Annotated in this window: 22 protein-coding genes and 4 pseudogenes; 9 read left to right on the top strand and 17 right to left on the bottom strand. The window is 69.0% G+C overall.

Features of this window, described 5'->3' with window-relative positions:
• The first annotated feature begins 118 nt into the window (after positions 1-118).
• Positions 119-607, top strand: a complete 489-nt coding sequence (locus OHU89_RS53895) for an SRPBCC family protein (RefSeq protein WP_331737649.1) — start codon at positions 119-121, stop codon at positions 605-607.
• A gap of 197 nt (positions 608-804) precedes the next feature.
• Positions 805-1,293, top strand: coding sequence for a TetR/AcrR family transcriptional regulator (locus tag OHU89_RS53890; RefSeq protein WP_331737807.1), 489 nt, complete (start codon positions 805-807; stop codon positions 1,291-1,293).
• A gap of 22 nt (positions 1,294-1,315) precedes the next feature.
• Here OHU89_RS53890 and OHU89_RS53885 read toward each other — a convergent pair whose 3' ends face one another.
• The 8 genes and pseudogenes from OHU89_RS53885 to OHU89_RS53850 all read right to left on the bottom strand — a co-directional run.
• Positions 1,316-2,233, bottom strand: a complete 918-nt coding sequence (locus tag OHU89_RS53885; protein WP_331737648.1) for a TIGR03619 family F420-dependent LLM class oxidoreductase — start codon at positions 2,231-2,233, stop codon at positions 1,316-1,318.
• Between the two features lie 10 nt (positions 2,234-2,243).
• On the bottom strand, positions 2,244-2,894 hold the full coding sequence (locus OHU89_RS53880; protein WP_331737646.1) for an HAD-IA family hydrolase: 651 nt from the start codon (positions 2,892-2,894) through the stop codon (positions 2,244-2,246).
• A 179-nt stretch (positions 2,895-3,073) separates the two neighbouring features.
• A complete protein-coding gene (locus OHU89_RS53875; protein WP_331737643.1) occupies positions 3,074-3,910 on the bottom strand; it encodes a prephenate dehydratase in 837 nt (278 codons plus the stop codon).
• On the bottom strand, positions 3,885-4,781 hold the full coding sequence (locus tag OHU89_RS53870; protein WP_331737642.1) for a hypothetical protein: 897 nt from the start codon (positions 4,779-4,781) through the stop codon (positions 3,885-3,887). Before OHU89_RS53870 ends, OHU89_RS53875 begins: the two co-directional genes overlap by 26 nt.
• A 4-nt stretch (positions 4,782-4,785) precedes the next feature.
• The gene (locus OHU89_RS53865; protein WP_331737640.1) at positions 4,786-5,757 is read right to left on the bottom strand and encodes an NAD(P)-dependent oxidoreductase; all 972 of its coding nucleotides are present in this window, start codon (positions 5,755-5,757) and stop codon (positions 4,786-4,788) included.
• 147 nt (positions 5,758-5,904) lie between these two features.
• A complete protein-coding gene (locus OHU89_RS53860) occupies positions 5,905-6,960 on the bottom strand; it encodes a class I SAM-dependent methyltransferase (protein ID WP_331737639.1) in 1,056 nt (351 codons plus the stop codon).
• Positions 6,961-7,132: 172 nt separating this feature from the next.
• On the bottom strand, positions 7,133-7,429 hold the full coding sequence (locus OHU89_RS53855; protein ID WP_331737637.1) for a WhiB family transcriptional regulator: 297 nt from the start codon (positions 7,427-7,429) through the stop codon (positions 7,133-7,135).
• 83 nt (positions 7,430-7,512) lie between these two features.
• Positions 7,513-8,167, bottom strand: a pseudogene (locus OHU89_RS53850) (NAD(P)-binding protein); the annotation flags it as partial.
• A gap of 314 nt (positions 8,168-8,481) precedes the next feature.
• Between OHU89_RS53850 and OHU89_RS53845 the strand changes: the two are divergent.
• A complete protein-coding gene (locus tag OHU89_RS53845; protein ID WP_405655336.1) occupies positions 8,482-11,238 on the top strand; it encodes an AAA family ATPase in 2,757 nt (918 codons plus the stop codon).
• 18 nt (positions 11,239-11,256) lie between these two features.
• Here OHU89_RS53845 and OHU89_RS53840 read toward each other — a convergent pair whose 3' ends face one another.
• Entirely contained in the window at positions 11,257-12,063 is an 807-nt protein-coding gene (locus OHU89_RS53840) for an alpha/beta fold hydrolase (protein ID WP_331737634.1), read from the bottom strand.
• A gap of 322 nt (positions 12,064-12,385) precedes the next feature.
• On the opposite strand from OHU89_RS53840, the gene OHU89_RS53835 reads away from it, so the two are divergent.
• The gene (locus OHU89_RS53835) at positions 12,386-12,838 is read left to right on the top strand and encodes an SsgA family sporulation/cell division regulator (protein ID WP_331737632.1); all 453 of its coding nucleotides are present in this window, start codon (positions 12,386-12,388) and stop codon (positions 12,836-12,838) included.
• Positions 12,839-12,923: 85 nt separating this feature from the next.
• Here OHU89_RS53835 and OHU89_RS53830 read toward each other — a convergent pair whose 3' ends face one another.
• The 3 genes from OHU89_RS53830 to OHU89_RS53820 all read right to left on the bottom strand — a co-directional run bounded on the left by OHU89_RS53830 (position 12,924) and on the right by OHU89_RS53820 (position 14,789).
• Entirely contained in the window at positions 12,924-13,196 is a 273-nt protein-coding gene (locus tag OHU89_RS53830) for a hypothetical protein (RefSeq protein WP_331737630.1), read from the bottom strand.
• Positions 13,169-13,648, bottom strand: a complete 480-nt coding sequence (locus OHU89_RS53825) for a hypothetical protein (RefSeq protein ID WP_331737629.1) — start codon at positions 13,646-13,648, stop codon at positions 13,169-13,171. The genes OHU89_RS53830 and OHU89_RS53825 overlap by 28 nt, the downstream gene beginning before the upstream one ends.
• Before the next feature lie 139 nt (positions 13,649-13,787).
• Positions 13,788-14,789, bottom strand: a complete 1,002-nt coding sequence (locus OHU89_RS53820) for a M28 family peptidase (protein ID WP_405655278.1) — start codon at positions 14,787-14,789, stop codon at positions 13,788-13,790.
• Between the two features lie 415 nt (positions 14,790-15,204).
• Here OHU89_RS53820 and OHU89_RS53815 point away from each other — a divergent pair, with 415 nt between their 5' ends.
• The 3 genes from OHU89_RS53815 (at position 15,205) to OHU89_RS53805 (ending at position 17,956) form a co-directional block, all read left to right on the top strand.
• Positions 15,205-15,891 (top strand): transglycosylase SLT domain-containing protein, encoded by a 687-nt coding sequence (locus OHU89_RS53815; RefSeq protein ID WP_331737625.1) that lies wholly within the window; start codon positions 15,205-15,207, stop codon positions 15,889-15,891.
• Positions 15,892-15,956: 65 nt separating this feature from the next.
• A complete protein-coding gene (locus OHU89_RS53810) occupies positions 15,957-16,922 on the top strand; it encodes a sigma-70 family RNA polymerase sigma factor (protein WP_331737622.1) in 966 nt (321 codons plus the stop codon).
• 122 nt (positions 16,923-17,044) lie between these two features.
• The gene (locus tag OHU89_RS53805) at positions 17,045-17,956 is read left to right on the top strand and encodes an alpha/beta hydrolase (RefSeq protein ID WP_331737621.1); all 912 of its coding nucleotides are present in this window, start codon (positions 17,045-17,047) and stop codon (positions 17,954-17,956) included.
• A 148-nt stretch (positions 17,957-18,104) separates the two neighbouring features.
• Here OHU89_RS53805 and OHU89_RS53800 read toward each other — a convergent pair whose 3' ends face one another.
• From OHU89_RS53800 to OHU89_RS53790, 3 genes are all read right to left on the bottom strand, one after another.
• Positions 18,105-18,485 (bottom strand): DUF6009 family protein, encoded by a 381-nt coding sequence (locus OHU89_RS53800; RefSeq protein WP_331737620.1) that lies wholly within the window; start codon positions 18,483-18,485, stop codon positions 18,105-18,107.
• 202 nt (positions 18,486-18,687) lie between these two features.
• Positions 18,688-20,238: a phage/plasmid primase, P4 family gene (locus OHU89_RS53795; protein ID WP_331737617.1), complete on the bottom strand. Its 1,551-nt coding sequence runs from the start codon at positions 20,236-20,238 to the stop codon at positions 18,688-18,690.
• The gene (locus OHU89_RS53790) at positions 20,235-21,269 is read right to left on the bottom strand and encodes a bifunctional DNA primase/polymerase (RefSeq protein ID WP_331737614.1); all 1,035 of its coding nucleotides are present in this window, start codon (positions 21,267-21,269) and stop codon (positions 20,235-20,237) included. Before OHU89_RS53790 ends, OHU89_RS53795 begins: the two co-directional genes overlap by 4 nt.
• Positions 21,270-22,657: 1,388 nt before the next feature.
• Between OHU89_RS53790 and OHU89_RS53785 the strand changes: the two are divergent.
• Positions 22,658-22,915: pseudogene (locus OHU89_RS53785) on the top strand (IS110 family transposase); the annotation flags it as partial.
• 227 nt (positions 22,916-23,142) lie between these two features.
• Here OHU89_RS53785 and OHU89_RS53780 read toward each other — a convergent pair.
• The gene (locus OHU89_RS53780) at positions 23,143-23,340 is read right to left on the bottom strand and encodes a zinc ribbon domain-containing protein (RefSeq protein ID WP_405655274.1); all 198 of its coding nucleotides are present in this window, start codon (positions 23,338-23,340) and stop codon (positions 23,143-23,145) included.
• Positions 23,341-23,353: 13 nt separating this feature from the next.
• Here OHU89_RS53780 and OHU89_RS53775 point away from each other — a divergent pair.
• A pseudogene (locus tag OHU89_RS53775) lies at positions 23,354-24,069 on the top strand (transposase); the annotation flags it as partial.
• 2 nt (positions 24,070-24,071) lie between these two features.
• On the opposite strand, the pseudogene OHU89_RS53770 reads toward OHU89_RS53775, so the two are convergent.
• A pseudogene (locus OHU89_RS53770) lies at positions 24,072-24,254 on the bottom strand (hypothetical protein); the annotation flags it as partial.
• Positions 24,255-25,188: the final 934 nt, after the last annotated feature.

Below are 25,188 nucleotides of genomic sequence, written 5' to 3'. Positions count from 1 at the left end.
TTGACGTATGCCGGGCTCCGGGCCCCCGCGCAGAGTGGACGCGGGGATGTCCTGCAGGGCCGTCCTCTCCCCCGGTGGCCGCACCTGACGCCACCCTGCACCACGAGAGGGGACCGGAATGTCCGGTACCTCGGACAGCCATCCGGACATCCACTGGCCGTCGGGGTTCTCACCCGACCAGGCCCACAGCTTCTGCCAGGCGCAGGCCGTCGTGGACGCTCCGCCCGCCGTCGCCTTCGCACTGCTCACCGATGTCGCCCGGTGGCCGGAGTGGGTTCCGGGTATCACCGAGGTCCGGGCCGGACCGATCGCCCGGAACTTCGAGGTGTGGTTCCACGGCCACCGGTTCGAGATCTTCCTGGGAGAGCATGTGCCGCACCACCGGCTCGGCTGGTCGGGCATCGGCGCCGGTGTGCAGCTGTACCAGGCCTGGCTGCTCACCCCGGTCGAGGGCGGCACCCATGTGGTGACCGAGAACGTGGTCCGCGGCCCCGCCGCCAAGTCCCTCACCGTGTTGTCCCCGCTGTGGGCGCAGCGCCTGAACTCCCTGTGGGTCACCCAGCTCAAGAGGCTCTCGGAGACCGCCCCGGAGGATGGCGGCGCGTAACCGGCCATACGCTGTCGGCCGGAGCCCAGTGAGGGCGCCGCCTACCTATTCGCCACTCCGATGTAGCGCTTATTGGTTGGGGTTCCACGGCCGAGAGGCGTTAGACGTCTCAGGCTTCACATCCCGCCACTAGACTCGGTGCGGTGAGAGCCGACGCAGCGCGCAACCTGGAAGCCGTCCTGACCACCGGGGCACATATGCTCGCCGCCGACCCCGGCGCCAGCATCGCGAGCATCGCCGCCGAGGCAGGCGTGGACCGGCGCACCGTCTACCGCCGCTTCGCCTCCCGCGAGGACCTCCTCGCCGCTATCTACGAGGCCCGCTTGACGGCCATCGAGCACGCCATCGAAGACGCACGACTGCGCGAAGCACCCGTCGCCGTCGCCCTGCACCGCTACGTCGAGAACATCATCACCGTCAATCGCACCTGGCCCGTCGACCTCACCCGCATGCTCGCCGACGACAGCGTCCACGCGCGGCGGGACGCGTCCGTCCGCGAGGTCGACGCCTTCCTCCGCCGCGCCACCGACGAGGGCCTCCTGCGCTCCGGTCTCCCGGAGGGATGGGCGAGCGCGCTGCTGCCCCAGCTGATGCACCTCGTGTCCCGGCAGCTGCCCGAACTCACCCCCGGTCAGGCGGCGGACGTCGTCGTCGACACCTTGCTCAACGGCCTCGGGGCGGCCTGACACACACCGACGGCGATCGCCGTCAGCCGAGGCGGACTCCTTCGAGGAAGCGGCCGGCCAGGTCGACGCGCTCGGCGAGGGTGGCGGGGGTCTGCCCGAAGTCCACGAACAGTTCGTGCACGCCTGCCTCGGCGGCGGCCCGCGCGTAGTCGATGTACTGGGCGAGGGTGCCGGCCCGGGGCATCTGATCCGAGTCGGTCCTGGTGTCGGTGAGCGTCGGGTTGACGCGCAGCGCCATGCGCAGGGCGGCGGGGTCGCGGTCCGCCTCCACCGCCGCCTTCTGGATGACGTCCCACAGGGCGAGGAGCTGCGGGAGCGGCATCGCCACGGGCAGCCAGCCGCCGAGCCGCCGACCGATACGGCGCAGTCCGCCGGGTGTGAACGCCGCGAGCAGCACGGGAGGTCCGGGCCGCTGGTGCGGCTTGAGACCCACCACGGTCTCCGGGATGGTGAAGAGCTCTCCCTCGTGCGAGAAGACGTCGTGGGCCCAGTACTCCTCCAGGACGTCCAGGGTCTCGTCGAGCCGTGCGCCGCGGCCCTTCCAGGCCACGGAGACCGCGGTGTACTCGTCGGGCATCCAGCCCAGGCCGAGGCCCACGACCAGACGTCCCTGACTGAGCAGGTCGAGGGTGGTCAACGACCGGGCCAGCATGATCGGCGGCAGCCACAGGCCGTTCAGGGTGCTGGTGCCCAGGCGGACCCGTGTCGTGTGGGACGCGGCGAACGTCAGGGCGACCAGGGGGTCCATGTGGTTCTCGTAGACGCGCGGCATCTCGCCGTCGGCGCTCGGGTAGGGAGCGCCCGGTGTGTGCGGGGCGAGGACGCGGTCACCGGTCCACAGGGAGTCGTATCCCATGTCCTCCGCGGTACGGCAGACGTGCAGGAGGCCATCCGGCCGGGCGTCGGGACCGAAGGTCGGCAGGGCCAGGCCCAGTCGCATACGTATCTCCTCAGGTGGTGACCCGGCCCGGGTCCTTGTCGGTCAAGGGGATGCCGAGCAGGGTTTCCAGCGCGGCGACCGTCCGGGCGGGATCCACGGCGTGGACGGTGGCGAATCCCAGGTCCGCCGCGGGCGCCAGGTACTGCTCGGTGTCGTCCACGAACACGCATTCCTCGGCGGTCAGGCCGAGTTCGCTCAGCACGCGCCGGAAGATCACCGGTTCGGGCTTGCGCGTCCCATGGACCTCCGACAGCACCAGGGCGTCGTAGCGCTCCTCCACCTCGTGGCCGTCGTACAGGTTCCAGGGGGTCAGGCCGACGGAGTTGGAGAGGATGCCGACCTTGACCCCCGCACGGCGGGCGGCGGCCGCCGCGGCGATCACCGAGGGCTCGGGGCGCAGGTCGGCGAAGATACGGCCCATCAGGTTGTCCGGCGGGATGCCGAGAAGCCCCGCGGCCGCGTCGTTCCACTGGGTCTGGGTGAGCGCGCCGCGCTCCAGGTCCTCGGTGAGCCGGATCCCCTCGGGGTCGAGGTAGAGGCCGGTGAGCAGAGTCCCCTCGGCCAGTCCCGCGCGACGCTCGAAGGCGAGCGCGGCCGGCAGCAGAGGCGTGGTCAGCACACCACCGAAGTCGAGGACGAGGCCCATGCGGTGCGGAGTCATACTCACACCTTAAGAGGCGGCCACGGCCGGCTTTCCAGCAGGTTGCCATGTTTGTCGCCGGTCAAGCACATGTGCGGACGTCCCGCGCATGTGAACCCCCGGGGCGGGTTCTACGTTGTCCCAGTGAAGGGCTCTCCGCCACCCCGGCGACGGTGGTGGAGAGCCCGGGCTCCTCCGGGTCAGTTCTCCAGCCGGTGCGGATGCGCGGGGTACACCCCGAGGATGCGCACCTCGGTGGAGAAGAAGCGCAGCTCGTGCAGGGCGAGGGCGACGCGCTCGTCGTCGGGGTGTCCCTCGATCTCGACGTAGAAGCGGCTGGCGTTGAGCCCGGCGCCGATCTGGTAGCTCTCGATCTTGGTGAGGTTCACTCCGCTGCTGGCGAACCCGCCCAGGGCCTTGTACAGCGCGCTGGGGATGTTGCGGACGCTGAAGAACAGGCTCGTCATCGTCGGCTCCCCGGTGCGCGGGGCCAGGTCGGCGTCCCGGGACAAGACGACGAACCGTGTGGTGTTGTCCGGGTCGTCCTCGACCTCGGCCCGCAGCACCTCTAGGCCGTACAGCTCGGCTGCGGCGGGCGGGGCGAGCGCCGCGTGCCGCGGGTCGCCCAGTTCGGCCACCTCGCGCGCCGCTCCGGCCGTGTCATCGCTGACGAGGGTGCGCCAGCCGCCCTCCCGCAGCACCTTGCGGCACTGTCCCAGTGCGTGCACATGGCTGCGTACGCACTCCACCTGGTCCAGGGTCGCGCCGGCCACCGCCATCAGGTCGAAGCGGATGGCGAGGAAGTACTCGGCGACGATGAACAGCCCCGACTCCGGCAGCAGGTGGTGCACGTCGGCGACGCGTCCGGCCGCGGAGTTGTCGACCGGGATCACGGCGACATCGGCGGCGCCGAGTGTCACGGCGTCCAGGGCCTGCTCGAAGCTCGTGCAGGCCAGCTCACCGCCCTCGGGGTAGAGGGCACGCGCGGCGGTCGCCGAGTTGGATCCGGGTTCACCCTGATATGCGGCGGTCGTCACCGTGTTCAGCCTTCCTGGGGGAGGTCGTGTCGTGGGGCAGCAGCAGCTCCGTCGCGTACCTCACTTGCTGAAGTATCGGTGAACAGACCTCGATCAAGTTCACCAGGGGATGCCGGCCGGTGCCTGCGCCGGACGCCAGCGCGTGTTCGTACGCCGCGGCGACCACATGGTGGACGGCGGTCCCGGCTCGTCCGACCTGTGCGGCGAGCCGCACCTCGACGGACGCCGGCAGGCCCTGCCGGGCGGAGGGGGCATCGTGCAGGACCGCGGCCAGACTCAGCCGTTCGTCGTACAGTACGGCGGCCAGTTCGGCGGCGGCGGACGGCACCGCCGTGTCCCCTGCGCCCTTGGCACGGGCGGTCAGTACATCGGTCATGCAGCGCGCCGCTCCCAGCGCCAGGGCGGTGACCGCCGTCCAGAGGAAGGCCGCGTCCCCGGCCCGCAGCGGTTCGCCCGTCGAGTACGTGACGAAACCGGCCGGCACGTACACGTCTTCCAGGCGGAACACAGACCCGGGCGCGCCCTCGCCGTCCGGGAGCACCTTGGCGGCCACCACGAAGAGGTCGGGACCCCCGCGGCTCGCGGGGCCGAGCGGCAGCGCCAGCCAGGGGTCCGTTCCGTCGTACGAGGGACGGCGCCACTGTCCGGACAGCGTGAAGCCGCCGGGTACCGGCCGTGCCGTCGGCGCCGGGCGGTCCGCGCGGGGGACAGCGGTGGTGAGCGGCGCGGCCCAGTTCCAGGTGCGGGTCAGGGCCGGCCAGGCGGCGGCCGGGTTCACGTATCCCTCCGACTCGAAGAACGCGAACACCTGCGCGAGGTCGCTGTCGGGTCCGAGCACCGTCGGGTGATCACCGTATGTGGAGGTCGTCATGGGCCTACGCAGCCTGTTCGCCGGCTTCGGCGCCGGTCGTCGTGAGGACGACGTTGTGCAGCTCCTCGCCCCGCTGATAGCGGTGCAGCTGCCGCCGCAGGAAATCGATGGTCATCGGGGAGAAGGCGTCGGTGAACGACGCCGCGTGCGGGGTGATCAGAGCGCCGGGCAGGTTCCAGAGAGGGTGGCCGGGCGGCAGCGGTTCCGGATCGGTGACGTCGAGAGCGACCCGCAGCCGCCCCGCCCGTACCTCGCGGACCACCGCGCGGGTGTCCACGAGCTCGCCGCGGGCGACGTTCACCAGCAGCGCCCCGTCCTTCAGCGACGCCAGCGTGTCTGTGCCGAACATGCCGCGCGTCCGGTCGGTCAGGGGCGCGCAGAGCACCACCGCGTCCGCCGTGGGCAGCAGAGCGGGCAGCTCCGCCGCCCCGTGCACATGCCCGGCCGGTGTGGTGCGCGCCGTCCGGGCCACGAGAACCACCTCGCAGCGCAGCGCACCGAGCCGCGCGGCGACGGCCGCGCCGACGGCGCCGTAGCCGATGACCAGGACGCGCTTGCCGACCAGCGTGGGCCGGAGTTCGGTCCGCCACTCTCCCCGCGCCTGCTGTGCCGCGAACTGGTCGAGCCCCCGGCACAGGGCCAGCAGCAGGGTGACCGCCAGCTCGGCGGTGGCCTCACGGTGCACTCCGCGCCCGGTGGACAGCCGGGTTCCGGGGGGCATGGCACCCAGCAGCGGCAGCATGTGGTCGTAGCCGGAACTGAGCAGCTGGAGCACCTCGAGGTTGCCCATCCGCGGCAGTACGGGGCCCAGGACCCGTTCGGCACCGGGCGCCGGAATGCCGGCGATGAACCGGACGTCGCCGGGGTCGCCGGGCAGCGGGCCCGAGCCGTCCCAGTAGGCGTAGGAGAGCCCGTCAGGCAGGCCGGGGATCTGGCTTCGGCGATAGGGGAGCCAGACGGACGCGCCGTCCTTCATCGTGCATCAGCTTCTTCCCGATCTGGGTGGTTCACTCACATGTGTGGACGTGTGTGCCACAGGCCGGGGTTCACGTGACACTCGCCACTCGCGCACACTCGCTCGCCACTCGCACGTGTGTGGACCGAATCGGAACCAGCCGACCGCTCAACGCCTGACGTCGTAGATGCGGTTGGTGAGGGTCTCGACGGCGAGCTTCCAGCTGTGCAGACCCGCCTCGGCGGCAATCGCTTCGAGAGCCTCCGGGCCCGGATGATTGCCGAGCGCGTGCGGGCCGTTCTGCGCCATGGCTGCCGGCAGACAGAGAACGGCCGAGGTGGCGGCGAAGGACCTGCCGATCGGGTGGATGTTCTCCCCTGGCTCGGCCGACACGTTCGGCTCGACGACGAGACAGCTTCCGTCGTCCGCGAGGGCCTCTTCGGCGTGCCGGAGTGCGGCACCGGGATCACCGAGATCATGGAGGCAGTCGAAGAACGTGACGAGGTCGTAGCCGCCGCCGGGGAAGTCGTGCGCGGCGGCGACCTCGAACGTCACGCGATCACCGAGACCCTCCTCCTCGGCCAGCTTCCGGGCCTCTTCGACGGAGGGCTCGTGGAAGTCGAAGCCGTGAAAGCGGGACTGCGCAAACGCCTTGGCCATGAGCACGGTCGAGTGGCCGAAGCCGCACCCCACATCGGCGACCGAGGCGCCCTGCCGGAGCTTGGTCTCGACACCCTCCATGGCGGGCAGCCACTCCTGAACGAGGACCGCGTCGTATCCGGGCTTGAAGAAGGCGGCGACGCCCTCCGCCAGTTCCGGTCCGTAGTCCTGCCAGCTCACGCCGCCACCGCTCCGGTAGGCGCTCGCCAGCGCCTCTTCGGCGCCGTAGAGGGCCTTCAGCATGGTGAAGCCGCCGCCGACGTAGGTCGGCAGGGAGGGATCGGCCAGTACCGCCGCGTGCTCGTCCGGCAGAACGTACGTGTTCGCCTCGGGGTCGTGCAGTACGTAGGCGCCGGCGACCTGCGCCGCCAGCCACTCCCGGACGTACCGCTCGACGAGCCCCGCCTTCTGGGCCAGTTGGTCCGAGGTGAGCGCCCCTGCCCCCGACATCGCCCTGTACAGCCCGAGGCGGATGCCCAGAGATGTCGACACCCCCGCGAAGGCCGCCGCATTGTCGGCGACCACCCGCTCGAGAAACTCCATCACGCGCTTCTCGTCCGGCATGTGAGCGACCTTTCACCGTGGTTGTGCTGAAGCAGAACCTTTCTCAGCATCGCAACGAGTGGGGTTGCCCTCCTGGTTCACACGCCTGTAGCTCGATCACGTACGCGTCTGCCGGAGGCGCTCGCGGTGGGCGGTCGACGACCTGCACCGGTCCCTGAACCGGCCCGCGGCCTCAGCGGTCGCGCCACACGGCCGAGAATCGCTGTGCGGTGTCCTCACACGTCCGGGCCGCTCGGAAGACCTCCGCCCAGGACATCACCGCGGGCCGGCGGCGCAGCAGCGCACGGCGCTCCCGTTCGGTCATCGCGCCCCACACGCCGTACTCCTCGCGGTGGTCGAGGGCGTAGGCGAGGCATTCGAACCGTACCGGGCAGTCGAGACACACGGCTTTGGCCTTGTTCTGGGCGGTGCCCTCGACGAACATCCGGTCCGGCTGCGTCCGGCATAGCCCTCGGCCTGCCCATTCCATGCCCACCTCGCTTCCCAGCGGTGTGCCCGCCGGGCTCCGCCTCTGTGTCCATACACACATGTAGATAGACACATATGAGACTAGCCCACATGTGCGGAGTCGGCCCGGTCCTTGTACCGCAGTTCCATGGCGAGCGCGAGCCGGTCGGCGCGGGCCGGTGAGACGGTCCCGACCTGGCTGCTGCGGAGGGTGAGCCGACGGGAGTGGAGGCCCTCGCCGAGCGGAGGAGCGACGCGCCGGTCGCCGTACCAAGCTCAGGTCGATCACCGTGCCTCGGCCCTGAGCAGTTCCAGGGAGCGGGCGAGGCCCTGTTCGGTGGCGCTGGCGTGTACGACCAGGTCGCACCCCTCGCGCGGTCGCCCGGGACGGCGAATTCCACGTCGAGCGCGGCGGCGATGCCGGCCCGTGCGGGGTCGGTGTCCACCAACTGCACCCGTGCACCGGGGAACCGGGCCAGCAGGGCCGCCACCGAGCAGCCGACCATGCCGCCGCCGACCACCGCGATCCGGTCGCCGACCAGGGGCGCGGCATCCCACAGGGCGTTCACGGCGGTCTCGAGGGTGCCCGCGAGGACGGCCCGTTCGGCGGGCACGCCGTCCGGCGTCTCGGTGCCGCGGCTGACACCCGACCACAGGGTGCGCACCAGGACCTCGCCGCCCCCGGCTCCGTGGGCGTTACGTCACGTATCTCTCCGTGTCCCGGTGAGCGCACCCAGAACGCACGGGCTGAGTGGCTCATCGTGGTGCTCCTCCTGATGGTTCGACACATGTCTCGCAGCAGAAGCAACACATGCAGCCGTACAACAAGAACTTTTTCGGCCATACCGGGTGACGAAATCCCGCAGGGCCATCTAGTCTTCAGCGTGAGGTGTGAGTGACCGGTCGGCCGGCGTCCTGCTGTCGTGCATGCAGCCGCCCGACACGTAGCCGCCAGGGACGACGTACCCTCACCGTTGCGCCTGGCATGATCCGTACGCACGGACGCGAGAGCGTTCGGCGCGGGCCGGTTCAGCGGTGAAGGGAGTGGGGGCGGTGGAGTCGATCGTCGGGGCCATGGTCGGCCGGGAGAGTGAGCAGGAGGTGCTGTCGGCGTTCGTGGCGGCCTCCGGAGGGCAGGCTCTCGTCCTGCGCGGTGACGCGGGTGTGGGTAAGAGCGCCCTGCTGGACCACGTCGTCGAACTCGCGAAGGCCGAGAAACACCAGGTGATCAGGGCGGCCGGCGTCGAAGCCGAGTCGGAACTGCCGTTCGCCGGTCTGCATCAGTTCCTGTATCCGCTGCTCACCTACATCGACCAACTGGACGACGCGCATCGCGGGGTCTTCGACGTCGTCTTCGGCCGGGGCGAGGGCACACCCCCCTCGGTCATGACGCTCGGGATCGCCGTCCTCGACCTGTTCTCCCTCGCGGCGTCGCAGCAACCCCTCCTGCTGGTGCTCGACGACGGCCAGTGGCTCGACACCGCCAGCACCGAGGTGTGCGGTTTCGTGGGGCGCCGGCTGACCGGCAGCTCGGTCAAGCTCGTCGTCGGGCTGCGCTCCGAGGTGCCATCGGGCTTCGACACGGCCGCGCTGCCCGAACTGTCGGTGACCACTCTGCCGGAGAAGGTCTCCGAACACCTCCTGGACCTACGCCACCCCGGGCTCGATCCTCAGAGCCGCCGTCTGGTGCTGGACGAGGCCCAGGGCAATCCGCTGGCCCTGCTGGAACTGCCGTCCTATGTGCGCGGCGGCCAGGCGGGACGCAGTCCCGAGAACCTGTTCGGGTACACCGGCATCCCGCTGCCCCAGCGCCTGCAGCACGTGTACGACGCGCGCTTCCAGTCCCTCGGCGAGGCAGTGCGCGCCGAGCTGCTGCGCGGTGCTCTGGACGGTGTCGGATCGGGCACGGCGGCCGACCGCACCCGGGGCACGCGCTACCGCATCCGCGACGCCGACGAGGCCGCGGCCTGCGGTCTGCTGGACGTCGATCCGGTCAGCGGTGACTTCGTCTTCCGGCATCCGCTGGTGCGTTCCACCGTGGTGCAGACGGCCACACCCAACGAGCGGCGCGCGGCGCACGCGGCCCTCGCCCAGGTGCACCGCGACGACGTCGAGCGGCGGGCCACACACCTGGCGGCCTCGACGGTCGACCCGGATGAGGAGGTCGCGGCCGCACTGGAGGCGGCCGCCGAGTCCGCCACCCGACGCGGCGGCGCGGTGGCCGCCGTCGCCTGGCTGACCCGCGCCGCGGAACTCAGCGAGAGCCGCGAGGAACGGTCCAGGCGGCTGAGCAACGCGGCGCACATCGCCGGGCACTCCGGCCGACTGGACCAGGCCCGGCAGCTGGCCCGCTCGGACACCGGGGCCGACAGCAACAATTCCCAGGCCTCGGGGGTCGTGTCGGGTTATGTCGCCTCCCTCGCCGCCGCGCGGGAGGACGGAGACATGCGGTCCGCGCAGCGCCAGCTCCTCGCGGCGATCGAGAGCATGCGCGCCGACGGGGTGCGGGAGCCGAGCGAAACGCTCACGCGTTTGGTCGACCTGCTGCTGGCCGTCACGCTGTACGCGGGTGACGAGGACGCGTGGGAGCGGACTCATGAGCTCCTGGACTCACTGGGCGACCTGGTGCCCTCGCGTTCGCGCATCTACCAGGACGCCTGGAGCGACGTGGTGCGTCGCGGCGCCGGTGTACGGGAGCGGGTGGAACACGCCTACGCAGGTCTCCGCGACCTGGAGCCGTGGGACGTCGCCATGCTGGCCTTCGCCGCCTACCACGTGGACACGCTCAGCCAGTACCGGTCGCATCTGGAGCGCGCCGTGGACCGTGAGGCGGAGACGGGGGCCCTGACCAACGCCATGTCCATGCTGCACATGATCATGATGGACCAGATCTCGGTCGGCGAGTGGGACGAGGCCGAGCGCACCGGACAGCGTTGCCTGGAGCTGGCCACAACACACCGGCACACTCTGTACGTCTACCTTTCGCAGGCACAGCTGGGTCTGGTGGCCGCGTTGCGGGGCCAGGTGGACCGGGCCCGGGAGCTGCAGGCAACGGTCGATGCCTGGGCCCGGCCCCGCGGCCTGGGACTCCTCACCCAGATGACCGACGCCATCGGCACCACCGCCGCCCTCACCGAAGGCGACTACGAAGCCGCCTACCTCCACGCCATCGGCATCACACCGCCCGGCATCTTCACGCCCTGCGCCCAACAAGCGCCCCGCACCCTCCTCGACCTCGTCGAAGCAGCCCTCCACACCGGCCGTACCGAACAGGCCCGCACCCACGCCCTCGCCGCCCAACAAGCCGGCCTCCCCGACGTCTCCCCCCGCCTGGCTCTGATCACCTACGGCGCCCTCGCCATGACCACCACCGACCCGGCCGAAGCCGACCAGCTCTACCACCAAGCCGAAACCCACCCCGCCGCCGCCCACTTCCCCTACGAACACGCCCGCATCCGCCTCGCCCACGGCATCCGCCAACGACACACCCAAGGGCGGAAGGCGGCACGGCCTTCGCTGACCCTGGCCGCGGAGACCTTCGAGCGGCTGGGCGCGACGGCCTGGGCCGAGCGCGCCCGGGCCGAACTCCGTGCCGCTGGTGCGTCCACCCTCACCTCCTCGGCTCACCTAGCGGCCCTCACCTGGCAGGAGCGCCGGATCGCCGATCTCGCCGCAAGCGGCCTGACCAACAAGGAGATCGGCGAACGCATGCACCTGTCCCCCCGCACCGTCAGCTCACACCTCTACCGCGTCTTCCCCAAGCTCGGCATCACCTCACGCGCCGCCCTCCGCGACGCACTGGGCAAGATTCCCGGCGACCAGAACGTGTGACGGCGGCACGCCGAGCCGTTACGCGGGGTGGGCGCGGAGGCCGCGTTCGTCCAGCCAGCCGAGCACGTAGTCGGCGACGAATCTCCAGCCGCTGTCGATGACCAGGGAGTGCGCGCGATCCGCGAACTGCTTGAGGTCGGTCACGGCCGTGGAGTCGCCGTACTGCTTGTACACCGCGCGCGTGACGGAGTCGGGCACCAGCAGGTCCTCCTGCCCGGAGATCAGCAGGAGCGGTCCGCGGTCCGCGTTGCCGACATCCACCACGGCACGCGGACTGCGTACTGCGCCGGCATGCCCGAGGTCGGCGAGCAGACGGCGGGGCGTCGGTACGACGTAGCGCTCGAAGAGCCGGTCGGACTCCTCCGCCGCGACGGTGTTCGCGAAGGCGTGGTGAAACTGCTTCCGAGACAGGGGCACCAGCTCTTCGGGGTCGGCGTCGTCGGCCCGGCCGGGGGTCCACAACCGGGCCGGGGGGGCGGGCAGCGGGATGTCGTTGATCGGGGAGGGTGCGATGGCCACCGCGGCCCGGCCGAGGTTGGCGCCGATGAGATGCTGCGCGATGAGGCCGCCTACCGAGTGGCCGACGATCACCGGCGCGGTTTCGAATGAACGTACGATTTCTGCGTAGTGGTCTGTCAGGACGTCCAGGCCCATACCGGCGAGCGTCTCGGAAGGGTTACGCATCTCCCGGACGGTGGCCGGCTCCCCCGGCCAGCCGGGCGTGAAGGAGAGAAACCCCCGGCTGGCGAAGCGCTCCGCCCATGACTCCCAGGACAGCGCATGCAGCCAGGTGCCATGGATGAAGACGACGGGAGTGTGGTTCACGGCTGGCCCCTCCGAGCATAACGATCACCCCGCTCTCGCATGCGGGCGACCGTTCCAGGATCGTTCAGGTGCAGGTCAGGGGCGACAGTCGAATGACTTAATGTTGGCGGCCCGCAGCGCCCGCAGAGGCCGAGCGCCCCTGGGAGGGCCACCCCGGAAAGGGCGCCCCGATACGGACCGGTGTCCGTCTGGCGCATGTCCGTCACCACGACTCACTGTCGAAGTCGGCGAAGTTGGACGGTCAAGTGACTTATGTACGACGCTCCTGCAGCGACGAGGGTAGGTCGGGCCAGCTTTCGTCACGGGGAAGGACCCATCCGCCATGAGCAGCAACCAATCAGGTGTACAGGCCCGCTTGGCGTCGCACGCCCGTCCTGAGCTGATCCTGGACATCGAGCGCGTGCTGGACGTCGCCGCCCGGCAGACCATCAGGGCGGAGTTCCGGTTCGATCCCGGGGCTCCTCTGGTCGTGTCCGTGGAGCTTGTCGTCGAGGGCGGCCCGCGTGTCCTGTGGCGGATCGGCCGCGACCTCCTCCAGCAGGGGCTGTATTCGGTGAGCGGCCTCGGTGACGTCCAGATATGGCCGGCGCAGGCAGAGGACCCGGCCACCGCATGGCTTCAGCTGGCCTCCAAAGACATGGCGGCCCTGTTCGAGCTGCCCGTGCCCCCGCTGGCGGAGTGGCTGGAGTACACCTACGAGCTCGTTCCCGCCGGTCGCGAGCTCGCCGAGATCGACTGGGAGTCCGCCACCGCGGATCTGCTCCAGGGCCCCTGAAGAACGGGCACCGAACGTCGACACCGCCCCTTGCCCGGATCCCGTCGCGGGACACGGGAGGTGCCAGGCCCTCGGGGTGAACGACTCAGCGTGCGGGTCGCCGGGCCGCGACCAGTACAGGGCCGCCCGGCACCGTACTCATGCGCGCCGTATCGAAGGAGTTGCCGCCGCCACGCACCGCGGTCCACTGCCCGACGGAGCGGCGCAGCGCGTCATCGGCGACGGGATTGGTCCCTGCCACCAGCCACGCCCCCGGTACCAGGGCCTCGACGAGCCGGGGCAGAGCGGCCCGCAGCGCCTCTTCCGACAAAAACGGCGCCGGCAGCCAGATCAGTCGGTAGGTCTCCGTTCGGCGCACCTGGCAAGCCGAGGAACGATCTTCGAGGCGAGTGCGCGGCCGGTCGCGGCGGAAGCCCGTCCCTGGCCGAGCAGCACCTCGTCGGACTGCCCTGCCCAACCACCCTGTGGTGTACCGGCCACGTCGGAGACGGCGGCCGAGACAGCCTGGCGCAGCGAGCTGAGCTTCGCCTCCACCGCGCTGCGCGCTGTCGCCGGATCCGCCTGGTCCAGCGAGGGGTGGACGACGAAGCCGTCGGGGCCCCGGTGGACCAGGCCCAGGCTCTCCAGGACCGCGGTGCGCTGTGGATCGCACGCGAGCACGTCCGTGAGAGGCGCCGACAGCGCCTGCCGCTGGGTGCTCACGAGAGCGGCCATGGCCCACACGGCGGCCTCGAGAACGGCCACCGGGTTGTCGCCGAGAGACAGGGTGAGGCTCGTCGACGGGGCGGCGGGTTCGGGTGGTGCGGACATGGAACCTCCGGAGATGTGTCGCTACGACACATGTGTCGTAGCGACACGCACACATGCTGCCACAGAAAGGTGTGCGCTGCGCATCCCCGGGACCGGCATCGGCAGCTGTCGCGGCCGGGCGGCATGTTCACACCGTACGTCAGGCATCGGGCCATGAGACGGCGGTCACGGCGGTGGCCGCGGTGACGGTGGCCAGACGGTCGTAGTCGAGTGTCCTCGGCACGTCGGTCGGCCGGTGGTAGTGCGGATTGCGGAAGTTCGCGGTGTCCGTGAGCATCAGCGCGGGAATACCGCGGTTCCAGAACGGCGCGTGGTCGCTGCGCCCCAGATGGGCGGCGGGTGGCACGGCCAGTCCGATGAGCAGGCCCAGCAGGCCGTCGGGGCGCGGATCCCGCAGCAGCAGACCGGGGACCGTCACAGAAGCCGCCGCGGCGGCCCGCTTCCACACCTCGGCCGCACCCGCCGAGGATCGCCGGTGCACGACGAGGGTGAAGTCACCCCGGTAACCGCCCGCCCGGGCCTCGGCGGACGCCTCGGGGAAGATCCGCTCGAAGCCGGCGGGGAGTCGCTGCGTTCTCGGCTCGTCCACGTAGTAGCCGACCGACTCCAGGCAGATCATCCCCCGCACATCGCCGCGACGGCCCAGTTCACGGGCCGCCTGTCGGGCTCCGATCAGCCCGAGTTCCTCCATGTCGAACACGGCCAGGACGACGCGCGGAGCAACCGGTGCGGCGGACAGCAGTCGTGCCGTTTCCAGGATCACCGCCACGCCCGAGGCGTTGTCGTCCGCGCCCGGACTTCCGCTGACGCTGTCCAGATGGGCACCGACCAGCACGGCCGGCCCGTCGCCGGAGCCGGGCAGCGAGGCGATGAGGTTCGCGCCGCGCAGACGCCGGTGGAGCCGCGGTTTGAGGGCGAGTGCCCGGTGGCCGTGCCGGTCCGTCGAGCCGATCTGCCAGCGCGCGTCGAACGGCTGCCGCTCCACCAGCCAGCCCGCGGCGGTCAGTTCGTCATGGACGTAATCCTCGGCGCGCTGCATCGCCCGGGGTGCCCGCAGTCGGCTGCGCGGCTCGGCAGCGAGGAACTCCACGTGCTGCCGTAGCCGGGCGGGTTCCGGAAGCGGTTCCCGACCGTGCGTCACCGTCGAATCGTTTGTCACTGGCACTCCGATCTGTGCGGGATCAAGGATGCCGGACCAGCCAACAGGTCTTTCACCAGGGGTATTTCGCAGCAGGCACAAGTGTTCCCGATTGTCTCGTCCAATCCGTGAACCTCCCACGGCTCCAGACCCGTTGCCCCAGAGAGGAACTCCTGCGGTCAGGGTTTGATTGGCTGACCTGGCGGCAGGACGGGCGGTCGTCCTCATGCTCTTCCCCCGACGTGAGGACGACCGCTCCACCCACTACTCGGCTGACATCAGGTGTGAGTATTCACACCTGCTTCACGATTGCACCATCTGCTCCGGCCCGGCAGAGTGTTCGAACTGTCAGGCCCTGCAGGCAAGATACCTGCGGCGGTCACGGCATGAGCCTACGGACGAGCCGGAAGGAAAACGTGTGAGTCCGATTTCGGTCCGGGGATTCGCAGTGGCCTCTGCCACCGCGGTCACCGCTGTCGGAAGCGTCGTCGGCGTTGCCTCGGGCAGCACCGCGCAGACGAACGACGCCGAGGCGGCAGTAGCCGATTCGACGCTCCTCGCGGACATACCCGCGGGCCAGCAGGCCCAGGTGCAGACCGCGTCCCTGACGCAGCAGGCCAATGTCCAGGCCATCGCCGCCGACGCGAGCGCCAAGAAGGACGCCGAGGAATCGGCTCGCAAGGCTGCTGCCCAGTCGGCTGTCGAGAAGAAGGAAGCCGCCGAGAAGGCGGCGCAGGACGCCAAGGAGCGCGCCGAGGCCAAGGCCGCCGCCGCCTCCCGTGACTCCTCCAGCTTCCCCGTCCAGAGCTCGTACACCATTGCGCAGATCCAGGCGATGGCGCGCCAGATGGTGCCGAGCGGCCAGTGGACATGCTTCAGCAACATCGTGGACCACGAGTCCAGCTGGAAGTACACGGCGGTCAACGCCTCCTCCGGCGCCTACGGTCTCTTCCAGGCTCTGCCCGGCTCCAAGATGTCCTCCGTCGGCGACGACTGGCGGACCAACCCGGCCACCCAGATCAAGTGGGGCCTCAACTACATGAACAGCGTCTACGACAGCCCGTGCGACGCATGGTCGTTCTGGCAGGCCAACCACTGGTACTGAGCCCCGGGCCTCTCGGAGCGGTTAGGGTCGAGAGAAGACACGTGTCGCGGCCGGGAGGACAAGGCATGAGCGGGATACCGGGAGACACCGGGCCGGTGGAGGACGCGGCACTGACACGGGCCGCACAGGCGGGCGACGTATCAGCGCTCGCCCTGCTGCTGGAGCGACACCGGCCCGGGATGCGCGCGGTGGCGCTCAGCCTGCTGGGACCGGGCCCGGACGTGGACGACGTTATGCAGGAAGCGGCGCTGGTGGCACTGCGCCGGATCGTGGACGTACGCGATCCGGAAGCCGTGGGACCGTGGCTGCGCATGGTCGTACGGAACAGTTGCCGGACGCTGCTGCGCACCTCGCAGCGTGTCGAGCCGATGGAGTCGGTGCCGCTGCCGTCGGACGGCGGCACGCCCGAGCAGATCCTGCAGACCCATGCGCTGCGGGACTGGATCTGGGAGGCCGTCGAGGCGTTGTCCCCGACCCTTCGCCTGCCGCTCGTCCTGCGCTACTTCTCCACCGGGATCACCTCGTACCAACAGATAGCCGAAGCCTGCTCGGTTCCCGTCAGCACCGTGCGCAGCCGGCTGAGCCAGGCACGCAGCGCCCTCGCCCTGACCCTCACCGCCACCACGGCCACGGCGCACGCGGACGTGACACGCCGTACCGAAGCCAGCTGGCAGGAGGTGCGCGAGACACTGGAGGCCGCCGAGCGCGGCGAGTTCGGCAAGGTGGTCAAGGACCGCTACTCCTCCGAGGTCTCGCTGCTGACCGGAGGCCAGCGGCTGGGCGGAGCCGACCTCCTGCTGGCGGGGATGGACGGGGACCTCTCGGCGGGGGTGCGCCAGCGCCCCTTGCACGTGGTGGCCGGCCGGTCCCTGGTCGTCTGGGAAATGAAGCTGGTCAACCCGCCCGACGACCCGGACCACTGCCCGCCCGGGGTCGCCTGGATCATGTCGCTGGACGGCGGTCGCTTCGACCGGGTCTCCCTGTACCACGCAGCACGCCCCGAGGCCGCGCCCGCTCCTGTCCCGGCCTGAGTCCGCTCCCGGGCACATCCCCCCGGCAACATGACCCAGATCACATTCCGGCGATAAAACTTCTCGGATTCCGGAGCGTCTTGTCGGTGTCACTGACACCTGCGGACCTTACGGAGATCCCGATGAACACCTCCACCGACCCCCTCTCCCCCGGAATCCACTCCTTCCAAAGGGGCGGAATCGTCCAGCGGTACCACGTCCACGGCAGCGGCCCTGTGTGCGTGGCGCACTCCGGCGGACCCGGCATCTTCTGGGAGTACCTGCGCATGCCCACTCTCGAGAAGCACCTGACGATGGTCTACGTCGAGCCTGTCGGCACAGCCGAGGACAGCCGTCTCCCCTCCCACCCGCACGGTTACACCCGGGAGAGGTACAGCCGCTTCCTGCAGGTGCTGATCAACCAGCTCGGCGTGCCCCAGGTGCACCTGCTGGGGCATTCGCACGGCGCGTTCGTGGCCGCCTACCACGCCCTGCACCGTCCCGAGCAGGTGGCAGGCGTCGTGCTGTACGAGGGCGCGCCCGTCACCGGTCCTGAACACGGCGCGGAGGCGGGTCGCATGGTGGAGGCATTCGCCGCGCAGCACGCCGGCCATCCCGGCCTGCCCGATGTGCTGGCCGCGTTCGGCGCGATGTCCGCCATCTCCAGCGACGAGCAGACCGTGGCGGTCGCCCGCGGGGTGCTGCCGTCGTACTTCGCCGACTACTGGGGCAACGAAGAGCGACTGACGCCGCTCCGGGACGCGATCGGGGCCACGTACATCTCGGGCCTGGACGAGGACCTCGTACCCGATGTCATCGACGATCGCGCCGCCCTCAAGGGGCTGGAGGTACCGACTCTGGTCGTCGTGGGCCGGCACGACGTGATCTGCGGGCCCCGCTGGGCCTTCGAACTCGACGAGCTGATCCCCGACTCGCAGCTGCTGGTGCTGGAGAACAGCGGCCACATGGGGCACATCGAAGAGCCCGAGCTGTTCGCGGGCACGGTCCGTGACTTCGTCCTGCGGACCGGCGGCCAGCGGGACGGAGCCGCGTAGGCACCTCACGACGTGCGTCGGCCCGCTGCGGGCCGACGCACGTGAACCCGACGCGAGGTCTGGCTCGTCGTAGTATTGGGGACCTGTCTGCCGGGCCTGCAGGGACAAGCCCGCGAGGAGCCACGCCGGGGAATCGGTACGGGACGGGTCAGGGCGCCGACGCCACGACCACCGAGCCGGACTGTGACCGGGGAGTCTTCGCTCCCGGCTTCTTCGGGGCGATGGTGCGCGGGTCGACGGCCTCACCCGGAGCTCCCTCGCGGTACAGGCCGTCGGGAAGGCTGTCACGGTCATGAGGCAGCAGGAAGAACACCCGGCGCTTGTACAGGCCGCTGTCGGGGTCCGGAGAGGCGTCCTCGTCCAGCAGCGCGTAGCCCACCATGCGGCCGTCGCGCGCATACGGTGGCTTGGTGTTGCGCCGCCTCGTCTTGTCCAGCGCCTGACGGACGTAGTCCAGGTTTTCGAGGTTCTCCAGCCACACCACCTCGGCCTCGTGGATGAGGTCGCTCTCGGTCAACAGCGAACTCATGGCTGCAGCCCCTCCTTCGTCGGCGTGCTCCCCGACCACGGGGGGCACGCCGGACATCTGTTCGTGTCGCTCCGGCCCGCTCGCCGCCAAGTGGCGGGCCGCTCTGTGGGGGCCACCGCACGCGGGGCCTGGCCACCATCGTAGAGCGCACGACGAGACCGGTGTAGGGCACGTGCTGTGGATGGCTGACCTACGCCAGCCGTCATGCCTGCTCCAGGAGTGCGATGCCGGGGTAATACTTCCGGCCATTCGACTTGATCATGTCGGTCGGCGAGGTCACACCCACCTCCTGGCGGACGCGGTTCGCGAAGGCTCGGGGAGTCGCGGGCCGGATCCCTTCGCCGACGTTGCACCAAGAGCTGTACTCGGCGTAGAGCAGCCCCTGTTCCACCCGCAGGTCCTTTGCCGAGTCGCCGTCCCGCGTGCAACATTCGGCCAGGAAGCGGCCGATGTGGTCCTCGGTGGTGGCGTAGGCCGTCGTGGCGATACGGACCCGGTCAGGGCCCTCCAGGGGGTCTCTGGTGCGCAGATACCGCTGCGCACCCTCGATCAGCCACTGGAGGATCCCCGGGCCCTCGTCGCGGACAAGCTCGAAGGCGAGGTTGTCGATCCTGCGGCGGGCCGGGACCGTCCGGGTGAAGGGCAGCAGGCGGATGCGTCGCCAGAAGGCGAAGCCGCCGGTGGAGACCTCCGGACGGTGGTTGCCGAGCAGCCACAGGTGATGGGTAGGGGTGAACGAGAAGTAGTCCTGCCGCATACGACGGGCCTTGATCTTGTCGCCGCCCGTGAGAAGCCGCACACGTGCCTCGTCGAACTTGTCGTTCGGCTTCAGCTCGCTGCACACCACCAGGCGGCGCCCGTGCAGTTCGGTCAGCTCCGTGGAGTGCTCCGAGAAGGCTCCCCGGTCCATCAGGAAGCCCGGCGGGGCCGCGTCCGCGTAGTCGCCGAGGATCTGGATCATGATGTCGAGCAGCACGGACTTGCCGTTCTTGCCCTCACCGTGCAGGAAGGGCAGCACCTGGGCTCCGACATCGCCCGTGATGGAGTACCCCAGCAGCAGGTGCAGGAAGTCGATCATCTCCCGGCCCTCGTCGTCGTCCCCGAAGGTGTCGGCGAGGAAGCGGTGCCAGCGGGGCGTCTCCATGTCCTGCGGGGCGACGCTGGTGGCACGGGAGTGGAAGTCACGGGTGGGGTCGGGCTTGCGCAGATGCCCGTTGTTCAGGTCGACCACGCCGACGGGGGTGCACAGGGCGTAGGGGTCCCCGTCGAGCGTGTCGGGATCCACCGAGATGTCCGGGGACGCCTTCGCCTGTGTCAGGAGGGCTTTGAGGCCGGTGGTGGACAGCGTGCGCCGCTTGTGTGTCGCAAGCTCACGGTTGCTGAAGACACCGCGCGAGTCGGTGATCGGCATGTCCTCGGCCATCTCCCCCGCAGCCCACAGTGCGGCCTTCTCCCCTCCCCCGCGCTTCCACCGATAGCCGTCCCACGCGAACCAGCCCAGGCCCTCCACGTGGCGGAACTGATCGCGATGCAGCTGCACGAAGAGACGGGCGTTCCCCCGGTCGGACAGGGAGGGCGGCAGCGGGGCCGAGGTTCCTGCCACAGGGGCGGACTGGACGGCGGAAGCACCGGTGGAGCCCTGTGCGGGGAGCCGGGCGGGAGCAGGGACCAGGTCTGCGGACTGGAGGTCGAGCATCTGCTGAGCGGCAGCCTGCGGATCAAAACGCGGCGCGCCTTCGGCACTGCTGCTCATGGACGTCCTTTGAGGTGAAGAGGGCGGACGGACCCTACGGAAAGGGCGTCGTCAACGATCTTTTCATTCCGGGACTGCTGCCGGGGGCGGGCGTAGTGGGCGACACGAATAAGTCGGTCACGGATCGCGGCATGATCGAGATGTCCTGCTCCGACCAAACCACCGGCCGTGTAAGCAGCCCTGTTGAGTTTCTCCGAGAAACCGGTGCCCTCGGGGGCGGCGGCACACTCCGCGACCATGGCGATCAAAGGGTCGATGACCTGATGGGCGTCGGCCGAGCGCCTGGCGCCACGTGCCGGAGGAACGGTTGCCGCGAGGGGCACAGCGGTTATGGCCGCAGTGCGGCTCTCAATGACATGTCCAGTACGGCGTAGTTCGCCCTGAAGCCACTGCGGCAGTACGGCCGGATGCCGGACGGTCCCCTCCGCCCTGTAGACACCTTTCGGAGTACGTGTGCCCGGGGCCACGATGTAGCCGCCGTCGGCACGCACATCGACCTGCCAGGCGAGCGCCGTGCTTCGACTAGAACCGGTCGAACACCGGTAGCGGGTGGACTTTTCTGGATTCCGGTACCAGACGTGCAGGCCGCCTGTGGGCGTACGTACCCGCAACGTGCTCTCGTCCTGCGCCGGGTCCGTCTGGCCGCGATAGGCCGCTAGCAGAGCAAACGTGTCGAAGCCGGAGGCCAGGCCGTCGAGTGTCACCTGCTCGGGGATAGTGATACCGGGCAGCAGGTGTGCTCGGTCGGCGACAGATACCTGGTGGGCATCGATGTCGATCACGACGAGATCGGCAGGGCCACAGGCGACACCCACTCCGGCGGAAGGAGTGTCGGTCCACCATCGATCGACGAGGGTCGGATCGGTCGTCGCCGCGTGGAAGCCGTGGCAAGGACGTCCTGCGGGGATGCAGGGGCACGACGCCGGCTCGTGTCTGCCCCCTGAGCAGGAGGAACAGTTCCCAACAGGCGTCTTCCGGCCCGGGGACAGAGGATGGACGGGCCAGCCCTGCGCAGCACACCACCTCGCCACGGCTCCTGGGGACGCGGGCGCGACTCTGGCTGCACTCTCTCGGTTCTCACCTTCGCGCGGCACAGGAATCGTCCTCGTCACTTCTGTCTGCCCGATCACTTCACACACCTGACGTGGCGGCCGCCTCGTCAGGGACCGAAGGGACTCTGATGCGAAAGAGTGTAAGGCCCACCTTCGAAAAGGGGAGTCTGTCCAACCCGCGTGCCGTTTCTATCAGGTTCCTTGGTCCCTTGGGTCCCTTGGCCGGGGGGCTCCCCCAACCCTAGGGGCTGAAGGGACCGACGAGCAGGAGGCGTGTCTCCACCTGAGGGGCGGCGGGGCGCAGGGAGGGACGGAAAGGGGCCAGGGACCAAACGGCAGGGGCTGTGCACATGGAGTGTCGCTGGCCAGACACTGAGAATCAGTGCAGGTCAGAGGGTTATCCCTGAGGCAGGAAGGGACTGTAGGGACTCAACTTCGCCATTATGAGCTGTACTTGATATATGAGTTCGTATACGCCCGCGCGTACGAATACATCTCTATGTCTACGTCATAATTGCAGTTTTCAGTCCCTACAGTCCCTCATGGGTAGTCGAGAGTGGCTCTGACCTGCGAAGATGTCAGGGACGGAAGGTCAGGGACCAAAAGAACCAGAGTCCCTCTGAGTCCCCGCGCAAGGTCTGCTCAGCCCCTTCTGGAAGGGCCAAGGCCCTGACGGCTGCTTCTTGGTCCTGCGTAGTGGCGAGTATCGGCGTGAACCTATTCAGTCCCTGGTCTCGTTCTCTGAGTAGGCCCCGGGCGTGGCGGAGTGTGGCAGGCCTACGCAGGTACTTGATGAAGGGGTGGAGTGGTGGCTGATGGTGAGTGGAGGTCCCGCCTTTTTTCGGCTCAGGCTTTAGTCCCTGCCCGGGTGACGTCGGCGATGCTGTCGTTAGAAGGTGGGCAAGCCGGCCGGGGCGATGCCCACTTGGGTCCGCGAACGAGCCGCGGCCGCTTGTCAGGTCTGACCGTCCGGACCTGAACGGTGTCCGAGGAAAAGCTGTGCTTTTGGGTGATGAGGCAGTAGGTGACTTCGAGGATGGCTTCGTGGATGTCGGCCCTACGGGCGGCTAACAACGAGTCGCCTTGCGGCGAGGACGCTCCCATCCCGCCTTTTCCCCGACGGGATCGCGCCCCCCAGCAGGCCTGTGGGCGGTGCGCTCTGTTGCTTGGTGATCTGGTGCTCCGAGTCGGACTACCCCCGGGCGCCCGGCGAGGGCACTTGGAGCTCCCTCCTCTGGGTGCCTGCTGCGTGAGTAGCTCTTCGCTCCCCCGCTTACCGTCTTCATTTGCTCCGCAATGGGGCTTCCGGTCTCCAGGTCCGGCATGACTCCCCCTCCTGTTGTTGATGATCCGGGGGAAAGTCGGCGACCCGGCTCTCGGACACATCGATCCGCGGCGTACACCCCTCAAGGAGGGGAAGCAAACAGCCCCAACGGGCTTTTTTCCTCTCCGCGTTCGCCGCCCTGGGCGACCCGGCATCGCGGGCCTACTACGACAAGAAGATCGCTCAGGGAAAGCACCACACCCAGGCCCTGCTCTGCCTCGCCAGACGCCGGGCCGACGTCTGCTTCGCGATGCTCCGAGACGGATCCTTCTGCGAGTCCCGTCCCGCCGCGGCGACGTGAGTCCTTGTTGTCCCACGGACAGGCACATGATCAGCTTCGGAGATGGGGGCCGAGGAATCCGAGCACTTGACTTCCTCCTCCTCGTGAACGAGGGGAGTCCTACGGCTCGCGCCGTGGGGTTTTCTGTTTCGTCGCCAACTGCCTGCCCGGAGTGCTCTGTTGAGGTTTTACATCGGCTCCGCAGACCGTCGCCGCCAGCCCGGCGGTCAGAAGGTTGTTCGCCGCGTTCACGTCCCGGTACGGGCGCTGAGCGGCAGCCTCTCCCGGAGGCTGCCGCAGGCGGAGCACAGTCTGGTGGAGGGGAAGTAGCGGTCCACCGCGATCACTTCCCGCCCGTACCAGGCGGCCTTGTACTCCAGCAGGCAGCGGAACTCACGCCAGCCCGCATCCGCAATGACCCGGGCGAGCGTGCGGTTCTTGACCATGTTGCGCACGGCTCCCGGCATGACGATGCGACGGATCGCTGAGCTCTCCCCGCGCAAGGCCAAGACCGACGCGAAAGTACGCGTCATCATCGCCGATGCTGCGCACGCTGTGGGCGATTGACGGCGAGGGCGAGGCGAACGCCGAGCTGAAGATGAGCGTTGATTTCGACGACGATCCGGCCGGTGAGGCAACTCGTTTTGCCAACCGGCTTCTTGGCCTGCTGCCCCAGATCCGTAAGGCAGGCCGTCGGCGGCTGATCATTCTGCTGCGGCCGATGGCTCCGAGGATGGCCGAGCGGTAGGCCGAGGAGATCTTCACGGCGTTGGACGAGCAGACCGTGACCGCCCCCAAAACCGAGGTAGCCGCTCTGAATCGTCCCGAGCCTCGCCGCCTCGCTGACCGCCGTGCACCACCAGCCAAAACTGATGGCAGTCCACGCCTCTTTGCACGGTCCTAACCGATGCCGGGAGTCGGTGTCAGGACCGGTGCCCGCCTCCTGATCGAGGTCGGGGACGGCAGTACCTTCCGGCCGCCGGCCACCCGCAGCTCAGGGTTCCTCGATCCGCGGCGAACAGCCTCCCCGGAGAGGGAACAAGCAGCTCAAGCGAGTCTTCTTCCTATCGGCGTTTACGGCGCTCGGTGACCCTGCCTCCCAGGGCTACTACGACAAGAAGACCGCTCAGGGATCGCCCACGCCCAGGGCTGACGTCCTTCTCGCGATGCTCCGCCCCCTCAGGTCCGGACATCCGGCATCCTCCGGGCGGGATAGCACGTCCTCCGCCCGGGGCACCGGAAGCACCGTCTTCCCCTCGGAGTACTGGCACGTCCAGCCCTTCTCCGCGACAAGACCGAGGATCGCCTGCCAATCCTTCACCGAAGTCCTTGGGACACGCACGTCTGGCAGCGACCCCATAGAGTCCGGACCGAGCAGGACCTCGTGCAGCCGCTGCCAGACGCGTTCGCAGACCGAGCCGAACGCTCAACTCCCGCTCCGGACACGGGACCACAAGCGATCCACCTCATTGTGTTGGGGCGTTGTCCGGGCCGCGGTCCGCGTTTTTGTGGGGCCGACCATGCATCGACGAAGACAAGCTTGTGTCTCGCTCCACTCCCCCGGACTCGGGTCGTGGAGGCGTTGCCACTTGGAGGTGTATCCGCTGGCGGTGAGCGTCCCTGAGTAAGGGCAGGACATCGCGCAAGTTTCCCTGACGAACGGTCAGTTCAACTGGAGGAGCACGTAATGACCTCGTTCTGGCCTGAGCTGGAGCCCCGCCGTCAGCCGTGCGGGCCACTCCCCCGGCTGGGCACGAGGCTGGCCAAGCACCGCATGACTAACGTTCTGGACAGGAGGAATTTGAACTTGTTCAAATAACGGAGCATGAAGGGTTGGTCAGAGGCTGTCGTCGGTATTGCGGTGGGCTCTGCAGGGAGGGATCTATGGGCGCAGGCATCATGGTCTGGGGGCGTTCTACGCCTATGTACTGCTCATGGGACCGTTCTGCATCTTTGTTGGCTCGAGAACGTCTGAGCGCATGGGCTGGCTGATGTCCGTTCCCTTGATCTTCTTGCCGCTCGCCTTGTTGGCCGGCTTCCTGATTCCCTGAGCTCCTGAGGCTATTACGGCGTAATAGCGGTCTCGCTTGCCTGGATCTCCAAGGGCCACACCGGTGTATTGGTCGAGGGTAGAACCTGGGGTCCTCGGGTCGCTTCCGCCAGAGCAGATGGTGCGTCCCACTACTCCCCCATGGCTCTGCGATATGGCCAACGGCCTCGGAGTTGGCTGGGGCGGTGCTGTGCTGTGCACTCTGCGCTTGCTAGAGCTGGACAACGAGATCATCGCCAACTGG

The sequence above is a fragment of the Streptomyces sp. NBC_00019 genome (assembly GCF_045041015.1).
Taxonomy (GTDB): Bacteria; Actinomycetota; Actinomycetes; order Streptomycetales; family Streptomycetaceae; genus Streptomyces.
This window is presented reverse-complemented; position numbering and strand designations above follow the sequence as displayed.

What these genes read in the sequence shown, in the direction of transcription:
- OHU89_RS53880 (WP_331737646.1), bottom strand. Translation starts at nt 2,894, where the DNA reads ATGACTCCGCACCGCATGGGCCTCGTCCTCGACTTCGGTGGTGTGCTG.
- OHU89_RS53825 (WP_331737629.1), bottom strand. Translation starts at nt 13,648, where the DNA reads ATGTCCGCACCACCCGAACCCGCCGCCCCGTCGACGAGCCTCACCCTG.
- OHU89_RS53810 (WP_331737622.1), top strand. Translation starts at nt 15,957, where the DNA reads ATGAGCGGGATACCGGGAGACACCGGGCCGGTGGAGGACGCGGCACTG.
- OHU89_RS53845 (WP_405655336.1), top strand. Translation starts at nt 8,482, where the DNA reads ATGGTCGGCCGGGAGAGTGAGCAGGAGGTGCTGTCGGCGTTCGTGGCG.
- OHU89_RS53890 (WP_331737807.1), top strand. Translation starts at nt 805, where the DNA reads ATGCTCGCCGCCGACCCCGGCGCCAGCATCGCGAGCATCGCCGCCGAG.
- OHU89_RS53885 (WP_331737648.1), bottom strand. Translation starts at nt 2,233, where the DNA reads ATGCGACTGGGCCTGGCCCTGCCGACCTTCGGTCCCGACGCCCGGCCG.
- OHU89_RS53865 (WP_331737640.1), bottom strand. Translation starts at nt 5,757, where the DNA reads ATGAAGGACGGCGCGTCCGTCTGGCTCCCCTATCGCCGAAGCCAGATC.
- OHU89_RS53870 (WP_331737642.1), bottom strand. Translation starts at nt 4,781, where the DNA reads ATGACGACCTCCACATACGGTGATCACCCGACGGTGCTCGGACCCGAC.
- OHU89_RS53860 (WP_331737639.1), bottom strand. Translation starts at nt 6,960, where the DNA reads ATGCCGGACGAGAAGCGCGTGATGGAGTTTCTCGAGCGGGTGGTCGCC.
- OHU89_RS53895 (WP_331737649.1), top strand. Translation starts at nt 119, where the DNA reads ATGTCCGGTACCTCGGACAGCCATCCGGACATCCACTGGCCGTCGGGG.
- OHU89_RS53780 (WP_405655274.1), bottom strand. Translation starts at nt 23,340, where the DNA reads ATGGTCAAGAACCGCACGCTCGCCCGGGTCATTGCGGATGCGGGCTGG.
- OHU89_RS53805 (WP_331737621.1), top strand. Translation starts at nt 17,045, where the DNA reads ATGAACACCTCCACCGACCCCCTCTCCCCCGGAATCCACTCCTTCCAA.
- OHU89_RS53795 (WP_331737617.1), bottom strand. Translation starts at nt 20,238, where the DNA reads ATGAGCAGCAGTGCCGAAGGCGCGCCGCGTTTTGATCCGCAGGCTGCC.
- OHU89_RS53835 (WP_331737632.1), top strand. Translation starts at nt 12,386, where the DNA reads ATGAGCAGCAACCAATCAGGTGTACAGGCCCGCTTGGCGTCGCACGCC.
- OHU89_RS53855 (WP_331737637.1), bottom strand. Translation starts at nt 7,429, where the DNA reads ATGGAATGGGCAGGCCGAGGGCTATGCCGGACGCAGCCGGACCGGATG.
- OHU89_RS53800 (WP_331737620.1), bottom strand. Translation starts at nt 18,485, where the DNA reads ATGAGTTCGCTGTTGACCGAGAGCGACCTCATCCACGAGGCCGAGGTG.